A 13,449-nucleotide genomic window follows, 5' to 3' on the forward strand; every position below is an offset into this window, starting at 1 on the left:
CTACAGCACGCCCTTGGTCGACGGCGCCTGGCCGCCGGTCTTCGGATCGAACTCCACCGCCTGACGCAGGGCCCGGGCAAGCGCCTTGAAGCCGCTCTCCGCCACGTGGTGGGTGTTGTCGCCGTACAGCGTCTCCAGATGGATGCACGCCCCGCAGTTCATAGCGAACGCGTGGTGGAACTCCTTGAAGAGCTCGGTGTCCATCTCGCCGACCTTGGGCCGCTTGAACTCGACCTTCCAGATCAGATAGGCGCGGTTCGACAGGTCGATGGCGCAACGCGTCAGGGTCTCGTCCATCGGGATGTAGGCGTGGCCGAAGCGCCGGATGCCCTTGAAGCCGTCCAGCGCCTTGTTGATCGCCTGACCCAGCACGATCCCGGTGTCTTCCACCGTGTGGTGCATGTCGATGTGCAGGTCGCCCTTGGTCTCGATCTTCAGGTCGAAGCCGCCATGGCGCGCGAAGCTCTCCAGCATATGGTCGTAGAAACCGATGCCGGTGGAGATCGTCGAGGCGCCGGTCCCGTCGAGATCGATCCAGACCCGGATCTGGGTCTCTTTCGTCTCGCGGACCACTTCAGCGGTGCGGGCCATGCTTCGTCCTTGAAGGTCGGTGAAGACCTTGGGGGGGTTAGAGTCCGTTCTGGGCGGCCAGGTCGCGCAGCTTGACCTGCGGACGCGGACCGTAATGAGCGATGACCTCGGCGGCGGCCAGGGAGCCCAGCTTGCCGCAGTCGGCCAGCGAGCGGCCCTGGGAGAGGCCGTAGAGGAAACCTGCGGCGTATTGGTCGCCCGCGCCCGTCGTGTCCACGACTTTTTCCACGGGGAAGGCCGAGATTTCTTGGACGCTGTCGCCCTGGGCGACCACCGAACCCTTTTCGCTTCGGGTGACGGCGGCGATCTCGACCCGCTTGGCCAGTTCCTTCACGGCCGCGTCGAAGTCGTCGGTCTGGAACAGGGCGCACACTTCGGAGGCGTTGGCGAAGACGATGTCGCACTGGGTCTCGACGAAGCCCAGCAGGGCCTCGCGGTGACGGTCGACGACGAAGCTGTCGCTCAGGGTGATGGCGATCTTCCGGCCCGAGCCGTGGCTCAGCGCGGCGGCCTTGGCGAAGGCGCGGCGGGCTTCCAGCGGGTCGAACAGATAGCCTTCGAGATAGGCGTACTGGGCGGCCTCGATGATGGCCGGGTCGACGTCGGCGGCGGTCAGCTCGACGCAGGCGCCCAGATAGGTCGACATGGTGCGCTGGGCGTCGGGGGTGACGTTGATCAGGCACTGGGCGGTGGCCGGGCCTTCGGCCAGCGGCGGGGTGGTGAAGGTTCCGCCGATGGCGCGCATGTCGTGGGTGAAGACGCGACCCAGCTGGTCGTCAGCGACCTTGCCGATGAAGGCGGCCTTGCCGCCGAAGCTGGCCACGCCCGCCACGGTGTTGCCGGCGCTGCCGCCCGAAGCCTCGATGCCGGCGGCCATGGCGTCGTACAGGCTGGCCGCGCGGGCCGTGTCGATCAGCGCCATCGAGCCCTTCACCAGCCCTTGCGCGTCCAGGAAGGCGTCGTCGCACTGGGCGATGACGTCGACGATGGCGTTGCCGATGGCGGCGACGTCGTAGAGGGCGGTCATAGGGGCTTCCGATGGGGACTACGAAAAGAGAACCGTTGGCAAGTAAAGGAACGGGGCCGGCAAGGCAACGCGGGGCTTGCCCGATACGGTGCGGCTTTCTAACCCTGGGGCATGAGCACCGCCCAAACCGACGCCTCGGCTCCCGACGTCCTGATCCTGGTTCCCGCCGCCGACGAACCGCGCTTCGCCCAGAGCTGGCCGCCGCTGTTCGAACGCCTGGCGACGCCGCTGCGGACCCTGGGCCTGACCGTCGCGTCGCGGTCCTGGACCGATCCGGTCGAGGCGGACGGGCAGGGGATCGTCCTGCCGCTGCTCAGCTGGGGCTATCATCATCGCGAGCCCGAATGGTACGCGCGCCTCGACGCCCTGGAGGCGGCCGGCGTGCGCACCGCCAATCCGCCGTCGCTGCTGCGTTGGAACACGGCCAAGACCTATCTGCCGGAGCTGGCCGCCAAGGGCGCCCCGGTGGTGCCGACGATCACGCTCGACAAGGTGACGCCCGAAGCCGTCGTGGAGGCCCGCGACCGTTTCCAGGTCGAGGTGGTGGTGGCCAAGCCGCAGGTCTCGGGCGGTTCGCACCAGACGGTGAAGCTCGCCCGCGAGTTCGACCTCTCCGGCGCCCCCACCGGCCCGGCCCTGATCCAGCCGTTCCTGCCGGCGGTGGGCGAGGAGGGGGAGTTGTCGCTGTTCTTCTTCGACGGCGTCTTCAGCCACGCGGTGACCAAGGTGGCCGTGCCCGGCGACTTCCGAGTGCAGCCGCAGTACGGCGGCAAGGTCAGCGAGATCGCGCCCGAGCCCGAGGCCCTACATGCCGCCCGCATGGTGCTGGACGCCGTCGGAGCGCCCCTGACCTACGCCCGCGTCGACCTGATCCGCGGCCTCGATCACACCCCGCAGTTGATGGAGCTGGAGATCATCGAGCCGGATCTCTTCCTCGAGCACGCCCACGACCATGGGGCGGCCTTTGCGAAAGCGGTGAAGGCGGCGCTCTAGGGCAGGGGAGGGAAGGGCAGGGGCGTTCGCTAGGCGCTGGATGGGCCGTGCACGTCACGCGCACGATCAGCCGTGGGCGACGAGCTTGAAATCGGCTCGATTGCTTTTGGCGTTTCGATAGAGGCGGCCTATATCGGAAGCCATGCTCCCGACCCTGCGCCAGCTGCAATATCTGAAGCTCCTGTCGGAGCACGGTTCGTTCAGCCGCGCCGCCGACGCCTGCTACGTCACCCAGCCCACCTTGTCGGCCGGGATCCAGGAGCTGGAGAAGATCCTCGGCGCGCCGGTGGTCGACCGCGCCCGCTCGGGCGTGATCCTGACCGCCGCCGGCCAGGAGGCCGTGCGCCGGGCCACCGCCATCCTCGCCCAGACCGAAGACCTGGTGCAGGCCGCCCGCGGCGCCGGCCAGCCGCTGGCCGGGCGTTTCCGGCTGGGCGTGATCCCGACCGTGGCGCCCTACCTGCTGCCGCGCGCCTTGCCGATGCTGCGCGACCAGTTCCCCAAGCTGCGCCTCTTTCTGCGCGAGGATCTGACCCAGCGGCTGATCGCGGCGCTGAAGGCCGGCTCGCTGGACGCTGCCCTGATCGCCCTGCCCTACGACATGACCGGCCTCGACTGCGCCCATGTCGAAGACGACGAACTGCTGGCCGCCGCGCCCGCCAATCACCCTATGGCCCTGCAGGACCGGGTCGACCCTTCCAGCCTCGACGGCCAGGAGCTGATCCTGCTGGAAGACGGCCATTGCCTGCGCGATCACGCCCTGTCCGCCTGCGGCCTGGAGCCGCCCCGGAACGTCGGCGACGAGGAAAGCTTCGCGGCGACCTCGCTGCCCACCCTGGTGCAGATGATCGGCTCGGGCCTGGGCGTCTCGTTCCTGCCGGCCATGGCGGTGCAGGCGGGCCTGGCCGAGAACGCCCCGGTGACCGTGCGGCCGTTGAACACGGCCCAGTCCAGCCGCGAGATCGTCGTGGCCTGGCGGGCCGGCTCCAGCCGCGCCGCCGAGGGCCGCCTGCTGGCCGAGACCCTGCGGGCGGCGTGATCGTCGCGCCTTCATCCAAGACCATCGTTCTTCGAGTCTGCGACCTTTCCCCCGCTCGGCGCGTTGCAGCCGGGACCGGAACTGGAGCGCACGATGAAGACGGCGATGACCTTGGCCCTGCTGGGCGTTGCGATGGCGGCCTCGGGCTGCGTCAGCCTTTCGCGCAGCACGGCGGTCGAGACCCTGCCGGCCGACTGGCGCGCCCAGGCCCGCGTCTCCGAGGTGCGCCTCACGCGGGGTGATCTCAAGGTCACCGACGGCTTCGACGCCCTGTTCAAGCAGCACGTCCAGGCCAAGCTCGACGGCTGCGCCAAGGGCGACCGGCCGTTGCGGCTGGAAGCGAAACTCGACCGCTTCGACAAGGCCAACCCGGCCCTGACCGCCCTGGTCGCCGGCGCCAACGTGCTGCGCGGCAAGGCCCGGCTGGTCGACGTGCGCACCGGCAAGGTGGTCGGCGACTACGCCATCGGCAAGACCATCGTCGGCGGCCGCCTGGCCGTCATCAAGATGGGCGAGGCCGAGGAGCAGCTTAGCGACGCCTTCGGCGAGGAGGTCTGCCACTAGGCCTTTCCTGCGGCGGTCGCAAATCGATAGTATCAGATATATCTAAATAGCTCTTGACCGCCTGCGATTTCGATATATCTATCATTTCGATATAACGAAACTGCATCGAAAGGCAGCATATGTTTGGACGTCATCATCATCCCCATCACGGTCGTCACGGCGGTCATCACAGCCGCCATCCCTTCGGCTTCGACGGCCGCGAGCACGGCGGCGGCATGGGCGGTCGGGGCTTCGGCCGCGGCGGTCCGCGCGGCGGCGGCCGGTTCTTTGACCACGGCGACCTGCGCCTCGTGGTCCTGAAGCTGATCGCCGAGAAGCCCAGCCACGGCTACGAACTGATCAAGGCGGTCGAGACCGCGGCCGGCGGCGCCTACAGCCCCAGCCCCGGCGTGATCTACCCGACCCTGACCCTGCTGGAAGAGCTCGGCTACGTCGCCGCGACCGACGCCGGCGGCGGCAAGAAGCTCTACACCATCACCGACGAAGGCCAGGCTTTCCTGGAAGCCAACGCCCAGCCGGTGAACGGCCTCTTCGCCCGCATGGCCGAAGCCGCCTCGCGCAGCGCCGCCTTCGCGCCGCAGATCCTGCGGGCCCGCGAGAACCTCAAGACCGCCCTGCGGCTGAAGCTGCACGCCGGCGCCCTGTCGGCCGAGCAGATCGCGGCCGTGGCCAAGGCCCTGGACGACGCGGCCGCGGCGATCGAAGCTGTCTGACGTCGGGGAGCCAAGGAGCAGAGCCATGCAGAGCCACGCCCGCCTCGTCACCGACAAGGCCGCCCGCTACATGACCCAGCTGGCCAAGCACTGGGGCCACAAGTTCGAGGTCGAGCTGACCGAGAGCACGGCGGCCTTCCCGCTGCCGCTGGGGCCCTGCCGCATGACCGCCGACGCCGAAGGTCTCGACATGACCGTCGAGGCCGACGACTTCGAGGCCCTGGAGAAGCTGGAGCAGGTGGTCGCCGATCACATCCTCCGCTTCGCCTTCCGCGAAAACGTCGAGAAGCTGCACTGGACCCGCGCCCGCGAGGCCGGCCACATCAACCCGCCGAAAGCGCGGGGCGGGCTGGGGTTGGGGCTCTAGGTTGCTCTCCCTCAAGTCCGTCATCCCGGCCGAAGCGCGTAGCGCAAAGAGCCGGGACCCAGGGGCCGCCGCATCGCGCCGGCAGCCGCCGCGGCGTTGAAGCAAGCGCTGCGCCCAGTCCCCTCGGTCCCGGATCGGCCTACGGCCGTCCGGGATGACGAAGTTGGGGAATCTTAGGGGCTAGAGCCCCGTCAGCAGCTTGGCCAACAGGCCATTCAGCGTCTGCTGCTCCTCGCCATCGAGCGTCGATAGCAGCGCCCTCTCGTTGTCGATATGCAGCGGCAGGATCCTGTCCAGTAGCGCCAGCCCCTCGTCCGTCAGCGCGACCAGCGTGCCCCGCCGGTCGCTCGGGTGCGGGCGGCGCTCGACGAGGGCCATCTTCTCCAGCCGGTCGATGCGGGCGGTCATGCCGCCCGACGAGACCATGGCCGTCTCGTAAAGGTCGGTCGGGGTCAGGGCGAAGTCGCCGCCCGCCCGGCGCAGGGTCGCCAGCACGTCGAACTCGCCGCGCTGCAGGCCATGGGCGGCGAACAACGGCGCCAGCTTATCCTTGAGCACGATCTCTGCGGCCTCGCAGAGGCGGCCGACCAGCTCCATCGGGAACGGATCCAGGTCCGGCCGCTCGCGCCGCCATTGGGCCGAAGCCGCGCCTGCGCGGTCGTGACGCTTGGCTTTCGTCGTCATCGGATATATCTCGCCATCAAGATACTTGCTTTCGAGATATATCGTGGTCCTCGCTTACGAAGAAGACGCCAAGACGCGCGAACACGCGCTTCTTGCCGCCCGTGCCGCTAAAAGCGGCGCCGTGCTCACCATCGCAGCGATCGTCGTGGCGGCCCTGAACCTGCGTCCCGCCCTGGCTGCGCTGGGTCCGGTGCTCGACACGGTGAAGGCGGCCACCGGCGCCTCCTCGGCCGCGGCCGGCCTGCTGACCACCCTGCCGATCTTCCTGATGGGCCTGGGCGCCCTGCTGGCCGCGCCGCTGCGGCGGATGCTGGGCGAGCGCATGGGCGTGGCCGCGGGCCTTGCGGCCATCGCCCTCGCCTGCGGCCTGCGCGCCCTGTGGCCCAGTCTTTCCGGCCTGTTCGTCAGCGCCGCGATCGTCGGTATCGGCGTCGCCGCCGTCCAGGCGCTGACGCCCGGCTTCATCAAGCGTTTCGCCGGTGATGACGCCGCCCGCCTCACGGGCCTCTACACCACCGGCATCATGGCCGGCGCCGCCGTGGCGGCCGCGGGCGCCTCGGGCCTGACCCGCCTGGCCGGCTGGCAGGCGATGTTCGGCCTGTGGGCCCTGCCGGCCGTGCTGGCCCTGCTGTTGTGGACGGGCGCGACCAAGCGCTCGGTCGCCGTTCCGGCCGGCGGTCCGCGCGTCGTTCGCCGCAACGCCTTGTGGAAGAGCCCGCGCGCCTGGCTGCTGCTGACCTTCTTCGGCGTCGGCACCGGGGCCTACACCCTGGTGCTGGCCTGGTTCCCGCCGTTCTACGCCAGCCGGGGCCTGACCGCCGACCAGGCCGGCTACGCGCTGTCGGCCCTGACGGTGTGCGAAGTGATGGCCGGCCTGACCGTTTCGGCGGCCATCGCCCGCCGTCCGGATCGCCGTCCCCTCCTGATCGCCGCCCTGACCGCGCTGCTCAGCGGCATCGCCTGCCTGCTGCTGGCCCCTTGGCTCGTGCTGCCCGCCGTCTGCCTGCTGGGCGCGGGCATCGGCGCGATCTTCCCGCTGTCGCTGATCGTCACCCTCGACCACGCGGCCGACCCCGACCAGGCCGGCGACCTGATGGCCTTCGTCCAGGGCGGCGGCTACGTCATGGCCAGCGTCATGCCGTTCCTGGCCGGCTGGGTGCGCGACGCCTCGTCGGACCTGTCGGGCGCCTGGCTGCTGATGGCGGTCGGCGTCGTGGCGATGATGGTGATGACCGCGCGGTTCAAGCCGGGCGCGCGGGTCGCCTGAAGCTCTTGTTTTGACGCATTTTCTTCACGTGAACCGGAAACCACTTCGCCCGAAAATGCTCTAGAACAGCCCGATCGACGGACACAGGTCGGCGATCTTGCAGATCTCGCACTTGGGCTTGCGGGCGATGCAGACATAGCGGCCGTGCAGGATCAGCCAGTGGTGGGCGCGGGTCTGGTAGGGCCCGGGCACGACCCGCATCAGGTCGTCCTCGACCGCGTCGGGGGTCTTGCCGGCCGACAGTTTCAGGCGATGCGAGACGCGGAAGACGTGGGTGTCGACGGCGATAGCCGGCTCGACGTCCAGCTCGTTGAGCACCACGCTGGCGGTCTTGCGGCCCACGCCCGGCAGGCTTTCCAGCGCCTCGCGGTTCAGCGGCACCTGGCCGCCATAGCGGTCCATCAGGATATGGGCCGAGGCGATGACGTTCTTGGCCTTGGTGCGGAAGAGGCCGATCGAGGCGATGTACTTGATCAGCCCCTCTTCCCCCAGCTCCAGCATCTTTTCGGCGCTGCCTGCGACCTGGAACAGCGGGCCGGTGGCCTTGTTGACCTGCACGTCGGTGGCCTGGGCCGACAGGGCGACGGCGGTGACCAGCTCGTAGGGGTTGGAGTAGTTCAGCTCGGTCTTGGGTCGCAGTTCCAGGCTCTCGAAGCGCTCGAACAGGATGCGCACGCGTTCGCGCTCGGCGGGCGAGATCCGCTTGGCGGCGGGGCGTTTCTTCACAAGGGTCTTGGTGACGGCCATCGGCGTGACCATGCCGTGATGCGCCCGGCTCGCCAAGACGGCGCAAGCGGCGTAAATCCTGGTCATGGCCGCAGCCCTCTACATGGACGCCGTCATCCGCCCCAACCGGTCGCTCGGCAAGACCGGCATGGCCGTGGTGCTGGGCGTGGTCATCGCCTTCAACCTGATGGTGGCGGTGTTCCTGCTGGTGCTCGGCGCGCCGCCGGTGCTGCCGTTCCTGGGACTGGACGTGCTGGCCCTTTGGCTGGCCTTGCGCGCCAGCAACCGGGCCCTGTCGCGGTCGGAGCGGGTGCGGGTCACGGCCGAGGCGATCACCGTCAGCCGCGAGGACGCCAAGGGGGCCAGAGTGGTCTGGAGCTCGCCGACCGCCTTCACCCGCGTCGATCTCGACCAGCCCGGCGAGCACGAAAGCCGCGTGCGTCTCTTCATGTCGCGCCGACGTCTGACCCTGGCCCGGGCGCTCAGCCCCGACGAGCGGGTGGCCTTCGCGCATGCCCTGGAGCGGGCGATCAAGAGCGCGCGGGCCGAGCGGTGGTCGTGAGTTCCAGCCGCAAGAACCGGGCGGACGCCCTGCCCTGCCGGGGCTAGAGTGGACCGATGCCTCTCGACGTCTCGCCTTCCGAAACCCTCGCGCGCCTGGCCGAGCGCTCGGCCGACTATCATCGCATGGCCGTCGCTCTCGACTGGCTGGCGCAGCGCTGGATGGACCGGCCGTCGCTGGACGAGGCCGCCGGCGCGGTGGGCCTGTCGCCGTTCCACTTCCAGCGCATCTTCACCCGCTGGGCCGGGGTCAGCCCCAAGACCTTCGTGGCCGCCATCGCCCACGCCGAGGCCCGCCGGTCGCTGGAGGCCGGGGCCAGCGTGCTGGACGCGGCCTATGACGCCGGCCTTTCCGGTCCCTCGCGGCTGCATGACCTGTTCATCGCCCAGGAGGCGGCGACCCCGGGCGACGTGCGCCGGCGCGGGGCGGGCATGACCCTGCGCTGGGGCTGGTCGCCCACCCCGTTCGGCCGGGGCCTGTTCGTGCTGGCCGAGCGCGGCCTGGCGGGCCTGGCCTTCTCGGACGGCGACGACGACTTCGCCTTCGCCGACATGCACCGTCGCTGGCCCGGCGCCGACTGGGTGCGCGACGACGGGGCGGCGCAGGAGACGGCCCTGCGGGCGTTCGGGGCCGGCGAAGGCCCCCTGCCCGTGGTGCTGATCGGCTCGCCCTACCAGGTGCAGGTCTGGAAGGCCCTGCTGCGCATCCCGGCCGGCGAGACCGCCACCTATGGCCAGGTCGCCGCCTGGGCCGGCAAGCCCAAGGCGTTCCAGGCCACTGGCGGGGCCATCGGCGCCAATCCGATCTCGCTGCTGATCCCCTGCCACCGCGCCATCGCCAAGGACGGCCGCCTCACCGGCTACCACTGGGGCCTGGCCCGAAAGGCCGCGATACTGGGGATGGAGGCCGTGTCGGTGCAGGAGGTGGCGTGACGCCCAGCTCTCATGCTTTGGAACAAACCAGAAACATACGTCCGGACTCGACGTCGGCTTGAGCCACTCTGGCCCGTAACCGCGATGCGGGCTGTGTAACGGGTGGAGCTATGGAACCGGAGGTACTGAAGGAGTTGGCGGTGGTGTTGTCGGCGGTGGCCGGCGTGGTGACGGCCCTGGCCGGACTGGTGTGGGCGTTTCGGCGGCGGCCTTAAAGAAAGGGCCGCCGCCAAGGCCTCAGGCCGTGCCGAGGAAGTCGCGCTTGCCCACGACCACGCCGTTCTTGCGCAGGATCCCGTAGGCGGTGGCCAGGTGGAAGTAGAAGTTCGGCAGGGCCTGGGCGGTGAGATAGTCGAGGGCGTTGTGCTCGGTGGTCTCGCCGCGACGGGTCAGGGCCACGGTGCGGTCCTCGGCGCCGTCGAAGGCGGCCGGGTCGAGGCCTTCGACATAGGCGATGGCGCGTTCAACGCGGGCCGACAGGTCGGCGAAGCTGGTCTCGGCGTCGTCCCAGGCCGGAACCTCGAGCCCGGCGAGGCGCGCGCTGGCGCCCTTGGCGAAGTCGGTGGCGATCTGCACCTGGCGGATCAGCGGGAACATGTCGGGATAGAGCCGGGCCTTCAGCAGGGCCTCGGGGTCCAGCTTGTGGGCTTCGACATGGGCGGCGGCCTTGGCCAGCACGCCGGCGAGGCCCTTCAGCCCCTGGACGAAGACGGGAACGCTGACGCGGTGGGCGGTGATGGTCATGGAGGCTCCGGTGAGGCTTTGGCGTCGGATGTAGGGCGGTTTGGTGCGAAGGGGCAGTCCCTTGACGGCGCCCTTCTCCCCTTGCGGGAGAAGGTGGCGGCCGAAGGCCCTTCGCCAAGATGCTCCCCCTGAAGGGGGAGCTGTCGCGGAGCGACTGAGGGGGATGTGACTTCGGCGTTGGCGGTTGTGTTGTGGTCAGCAGGGACTTCCCCCTCCGGCCCTCCGGGCCACCTCCCCCTTCAGGGGGAGGGTCTTTGGGCGCGAGTTTGCGATCTCCCGCTTTTCGGCGGCAGCTGCTGGGGAGGCGCGGAGCGGCCGGGCGGAGCCCGGGGACCGTGATGTGTTTTAGCGTTTCGGCTTCGTCTGACCGCTCCGCCGCATCATTGGCTCGGAGGGGCCAGAGGCGCGGGTGTTGTTTCAACCCAAGGCCCAGCCTTTCCCCCGGACGGGCAGGATCAATAGCCCCGCGGTGATCCGGCGGCGGCCTCGGCTGATCCTGTTAGGCCGGTTTGAAACGATCCCGACCCTGTCGACCCGCCTGTTTCGTCACGGAATGGCTTGGCGGCCCAATCACGCCTTCTGAGCGTTCCTGCAAACCCGCCCTTCCCATGACGCCCCAAGCGGCCCCGCTCGATGCGATCCACAGCCGCTAACTCGGGCCGGTACCAAGAGCCCTCCCCATGGCTGGGATGGGGATGATTATGGGGGGCCTGGAAAGGGCGGGGATAAGTTGGGGTTATAAAGTTGTAGGGCTTTGAGTTTGTTGAACTCTTTTTCGAGTTCACCGTGCGGTTGGTGTGCGTATCTCCCGATCCTTCTCCCCTTGCGGGAGAAGGTGGCGGCCGAAGGCCGACGGATGAGGGGTCTCTCAGATGGGAGACGCCCTGCCCGGCCTGACCGCTGCACACGGCTTTGATTTTTGAGAGACCCCTCACCCGACCCTGCTCCGCAGGGCCACCCTCTCCCGCAGGGGGAGAGGGACGAGTTGCGCAGCTTTCGCGGGGATTTTACGGGGGAGAAAGGCCAGCCCTGCGGCGGCTGAAAACGGCCCCCCTCCGGCCCTTCGGGCCACCTCCCCCAGAGGGGGAGGATCTCTTCAAGCCGCCTCGGCCTCGTCATACCGCGCGCGGGCCGCGCGGATGGCGTTGTGGTGGTCCATGGCCCAGGCGATCAGGGCGTTGAGGGGGCCTTGCAGCGAAACGCCCAGCGGCGAGAGGCTGTATTCGACGCTGGGCGGTTTTGTCGGGAAGACTTCGCGTTCGATCAGGCCGTCGCGCTGCAGGTCGCGCAGGGTCTGGGTCAGCATGCGCTGGGAGATGTCGGGCACGGCGCGGCGCAGGGCGCCGAACCGCTTGGGGCCGGTGGACAGCAAGGAGAGCAGCAGCGTGCTCCACTTGTCGCCCAGGTGGTCGATGACGTCGCGCACCGGGCAGTCGGAGGCCGTGAAGCCCTGGCCCTTCCAGCCGTCCAGGGCGTCGCACAGCGCTTCGGGCGAGAGCATGGGTGGTTCCTTCAAGGTGCCTATCTCCCGGAAAACTGCCGTCTTTACGGCGGGGCCTTGCTCTCACATCTACACCTGGTCTCGAAAAGAGACCAGCAAAGGACGCCTTCGATGACCGCCACCCCCTTTCTTGCGCGACCCTTTCTAAACGACCGCCTTCTGGTGACCGGCGCCGGAGGCCAGCTGGGCCGTCGCGTGGTCGAGCTGCTGCTGGAGGCCGGCGCGCCGCACGTGATCGCCACGACCCGTGACCCGAGCAAGCTCGCCGACCTGGCGGCCAAGGGCGTCGACGTGCGCGCCGCCGACTTCGACGATCCGGCCTCGCTGGAGGCGGCCTTCGCGGGCGTGGATCGCCTGCTGCTGGTCAGCACCGACAGCCTCGACAAGCCCGGCCGCCGCATAGCCCAGCACCGCGCCGCCGTGGCTGCGGCCGTGAAGGTGGGGGTGAAGCATCTGGCCTATACGTCCGCGCCGGGCGCCCGTCCGCAGCCGGGCGGCGGCGTCATCGACGACCACTTCTGGAGCGAGCAGGCGATCATCGCCGCCCCGTCCCTGACCTGGACGATCCTGCGCCACAACCTCTATGCCGAGACGATCCTGCTGGGCGCGGGCCATGCCGTCGCCTCCGGAACGCTCCACACGGCCACGGCGGGCCAGGGCCGGGCCTATGTCACTCGCGAGGACTGCGCCGCGATCGACGCCGCCGCCCTGCTGGGCGCGGAAGGCCGCCAGATCCTCGACGTCTCCGGTCCGCAGGCCCTGACCCAGGACCAATTGGCCGCCCTGCTGGCGCAGGTCTCGGGCAAGCCGGTCGCCCACCAGGACATCCCGCTGGACGCCCTGCGCGCGGGCCTCGCCCAGGCCGGTCTGCCGCCGGTGTATATCGACATCCTGGCCGACTTCGACGCCCAGGCCGCGCAGGGCCAGCACGCCATCGTCACCGACGCCGTCGAGCGCCTGACCGGCAAGGCCCCCACCTCGGTCGCGACCTTCCTGGCGGCTAACAAGGCGGCCCTGGGCTAAAGCGTCGCCGCGCGAACAAGCGGAACGGTCTGTGGCGTCGCGGGGTTTCTAGCGGGTCCAATTTGCATTCCCCCTGAAGGAGGAACACCCGATGAAAGTCAGCGACGCCATGACCAGCCAGGTCTCGGTCGCCCGTCCCGGCGACAGCATCCGCAAGGTCGCCGAGGTGATGGCCAAGGTCGACAGCGGCGTGGTGCCGGTGGTCGAGGACGGCAAGGTGCTGGGCCTGGTCACCGACCGCGACATCGTGCTGCGCGTGGTCGCCGAGGGCCGCAGCTTCGACAGTCCCGTGTCGGAAGTGATGAGCGACGGCGAGGTGCTGTCGGTCAAGGAAGACGACATCTTGGCCGACGCCACCGCCAAGATGGCCAACAACCAGGTCCGCCGCCTGGTGGTGCTGAACGACACCGGCCGCCTGACCGGTATTCTCTCCCTGGGCGACGTGGCCAAGGACTACGGCGCCAAGCAGGTCGGCAAGACGCTGGAGGAGATCTCGCAGGACGCCGAGGCGGCGCATTAGAGCTCACGTCTCAACAACACACCCGTCATTCCCGCCCTTGTGGCGGGAAACCCTCGCTCAGCTTACGAGTGAGACGCCAGCGGACTGCTGAGCAGTCCGCCCCTTCCGCACCTGCGGCGGACAGAGGGGTTCCCGCCACAAGGGCGGGAATGACGGGATGTATTGGGCAGTCTGAGGTTCACCAACCAAAGAAAAA

16 protein-coding genes and 1 pseudogene are annotated in these 13,449 nt (G+C 69.2%); 10 read left to right on the plus strand and 7 right to left on the minus strand.

The features are described from left to right. Both hisB and AC07NS_RS05790 read right to left on the minus strand, forming a co-directional pair. On the minus strand, positions 1 to 591 hold the full coding sequence (gene hisB / locus AC07NS_RS05785; protein ID WP_101713144.1) for an imidazoleglycerol-phosphate dehydratase HisB: 591 nt from the start codon (positions 589 to 591) through the stop codon (positions 1 to 3). A 37-nt stretch (positions 592 to 628) separates the two neighbouring features. Beyond that, positions 629 to 1,618, minus strand: a complete 990-nt coding sequence (locus AC07NS_RS05790) for an adenosine kinase (RefSeq protein ID WP_494602117.1) — start codon at positions 1,616 to 1,618, stop codon at positions 629 to 631. Between the two features lie 111 nt (positions 1,619 to 1,729). On the opposite strand from AC07NS_RS05790, the gene AC07NS_RS05795 reads away from it, so the two are divergent. The 5 genes from AC07NS_RS05795 (at position 1,730) to AC07NS_RS05815 (ending at position 5,294) form a co-directional block, all read left to right on the plus strand. Continuing rightward, positions 1,730 to 2,611: an ATP-grasp domain-containing protein gene (locus AC07NS_RS05795; protein ID WP_494602119.1), complete on the plus strand. Its 882-nt coding sequence runs from the start codon at positions 1,730 to 1,732 to the stop codon at positions 2,609 to 2,611. 142 nt (positions 2,612 to 2,753) lie between these two features. Continuing rightward, a complete protein-coding gene (locus AC07NS_RS05800) occupies positions 2,754 to 3,650 on the plus strand; it encodes a hydrogen peroxide-inducible genes activator (RefSeq protein WP_494602121.1) in 897 nt (298 codons plus the stop codon). A gap of 93 nt (positions 3,651 to 3,743) precedes the next feature. Then, on the plus strand, positions 3,744 to 4,214 hold the full coding sequence (locus tag AC07NS_RS05805) for a hypothetical protein (protein WP_494602122.1): 471 nt from the start codon (positions 3,744 to 3,746) through the stop codon (positions 4,212 to 4,214). A gap of 119 nt (positions 4,215 to 4,333) precedes the next feature. Further along, the gene (locus AC07NS_RS05810) at positions 4,334 to 4,927 is read left to right on the plus strand and encodes a PadR family transcriptional regulator (protein WP_494602123.1); all 594 of its coding nucleotides are present in this window, start codon (positions 4,334 to 4,336) and stop codon (positions 4,925 to 4,927) included. Between the two features lie 25 nt (positions 4,928 to 4,952). Beyond that, positions 4,953 to 5,294 (plus strand): DUF2218 domain-containing protein, encoded by a 342-nt coding sequence (locus AC07NS_RS05815; protein WP_494602124.1) that lies wholly within the window; start codon positions 4,953 to 4,955, stop codon positions 5,292 to 5,294. A 180-nt stretch (positions 5,295 to 5,474) separates the two neighbouring features. Here the strand turns inward: AC07NS_RS05815 and AC07NS_RS05820 are convergent, their stop codons facing one another. Then, positions 5,475 to 5,978: a MarR family winged helix-turn-helix transcriptional regulator gene (locus AC07NS_RS05820; RefSeq protein ID WP_494602126.1), complete on the minus strand. Its 504-nt coding sequence runs from the start codon at positions 5,976 to 5,978 to the stop codon at positions 5,475 to 5,477. A 121-nt stretch (positions 5,979 to 6,099) separates the two neighbouring features. Between AC07NS_RS05820 and AC07NS_RS05825 the strand changes: the two genes are divergently transcribed. Beyond that, positions 6,100 to 7,245 carry an MFS transporter gene (locus AC07NS_RS05825; protein WP_494602127.1) on the plus strand — a complete coding sequence of 382 codons (1,146 nt, stop codon included), beginning with the start codon at positions 6,100 to 6,102 and terminating at the stop codon, positions 7,243 to 7,245. Between the two features lie 60 nt (positions 7,246 to 7,305). Here the strand turns inward: AC07NS_RS05825 and nth are convergent, their stop codons facing one another. Beyond that, positions 7,306 to 8,004, minus strand: coding sequence for an endonuclease III (gene nth / locus AC07NS_RS05830; RefSeq protein ID WP_494602827.1), 699 nt, complete (start codon positions 8,002 to 8,004; stop codon positions 7,306 to 7,308). Between the two features lie 52 nt (positions 8,005 to 8,056). Here nth and AC07NS_RS05835 point away from each other — a divergent pair, with 52 nt between their 5' ends. Then, positions 8,057 to 8,533 carry a DUF2244 domain-containing protein gene (locus tag AC07NS_RS05835; RefSeq protein WP_494602129.1) on the plus strand — a complete coding sequence of 159 codons (477 nt, stop codon included), beginning with the start codon at positions 8,057 to 8,059 and terminating at the stop codon, positions 8,531 to 8,533. 56 nt (positions 8,534 to 8,589) lie between these two features. After that, entirely contained in the window at positions 8,590 to 9,465 is an 876-nt protein-coding gene (locus tag AC07NS_RS05840) for a methylated-DNA--[protein]-cysteine S-methyltransferase (protein ID WP_494602131.1), read from the plus strand. 237 nt (positions 9,466 to 9,702) lie between these two features. Here AC07NS_RS05840 and AC07NS_RS05845 read toward each other — a convergent pair whose 3' ends face one another. Both AC07NS_RS05845 and AC07NS_RS05850 read right to left on the minus strand, forming a co-directional pair. Then, positions 9,703 to 10,209, minus strand: a complete 507-nt coding sequence (locus AC07NS_RS05845) for a DUF1993 domain-containing protein (protein ID WP_494592078.1) — start codon at positions 10,207 to 10,209, stop codon at positions 9,703 to 9,705. 1,096 nt (positions 10,210 to 11,305) lie between these two features. Further along, a complete protein-coding gene (locus AC07NS_RS05850; protein ID WP_494602132.1) occupies positions 11,306 to 11,710 on the minus strand; it encodes a winged helix-turn-helix transcriptional regulator in 405 nt (134 codons plus the stop codon). A 162-nt stretch (positions 11,711 to 11,872) separates the two neighbouring features. Between AC07NS_RS05850 and AC07NS_RS05855 the strand changes: the two genes are divergently transcribed. Together AC07NS_RS05855 and AC07NS_RS05860 are read left to right on the plus strand one after the other, a co-directional pair. Beyond that, a complete protein-coding gene (locus AC07NS_RS05855) occupies positions 11,873 to 12,733 on the plus strand; it encodes an NAD(P)H-binding protein (RefSeq protein WP_494602134.1) in 861 nt (286 codons plus the stop codon). A 91-nt stretch (positions 12,734 to 12,824) separates the two neighbouring features. Next, complete coding sequence (locus AC07NS_RS05860) at positions 12,825 to 13,253, plus strand: CBS domain-containing protein (protein ID WP_487291615.1); 429 nt, start codon at positions 12,825 to 12,827, stop codon at positions 13,251 to 13,253. A gap of 20 nt (positions 13,254 to 13,273) precedes the next feature. Here the strand turns inward: AC07NS_RS05860 and AC07NS_RS05865 are convergent. Further along, a pseudogene (locus tag AC07NS_RS05865) lies at positions 13,274 to 13,442 on the minus strand (hypothetical protein); the annotation flags it as partial. Positions 13,443 to 13,449: the final 7 nt, after the last annotated feature.

Source organism: Caulobacter sp. GW821-FHT10A10 (genome assembly GCF_059415745.1).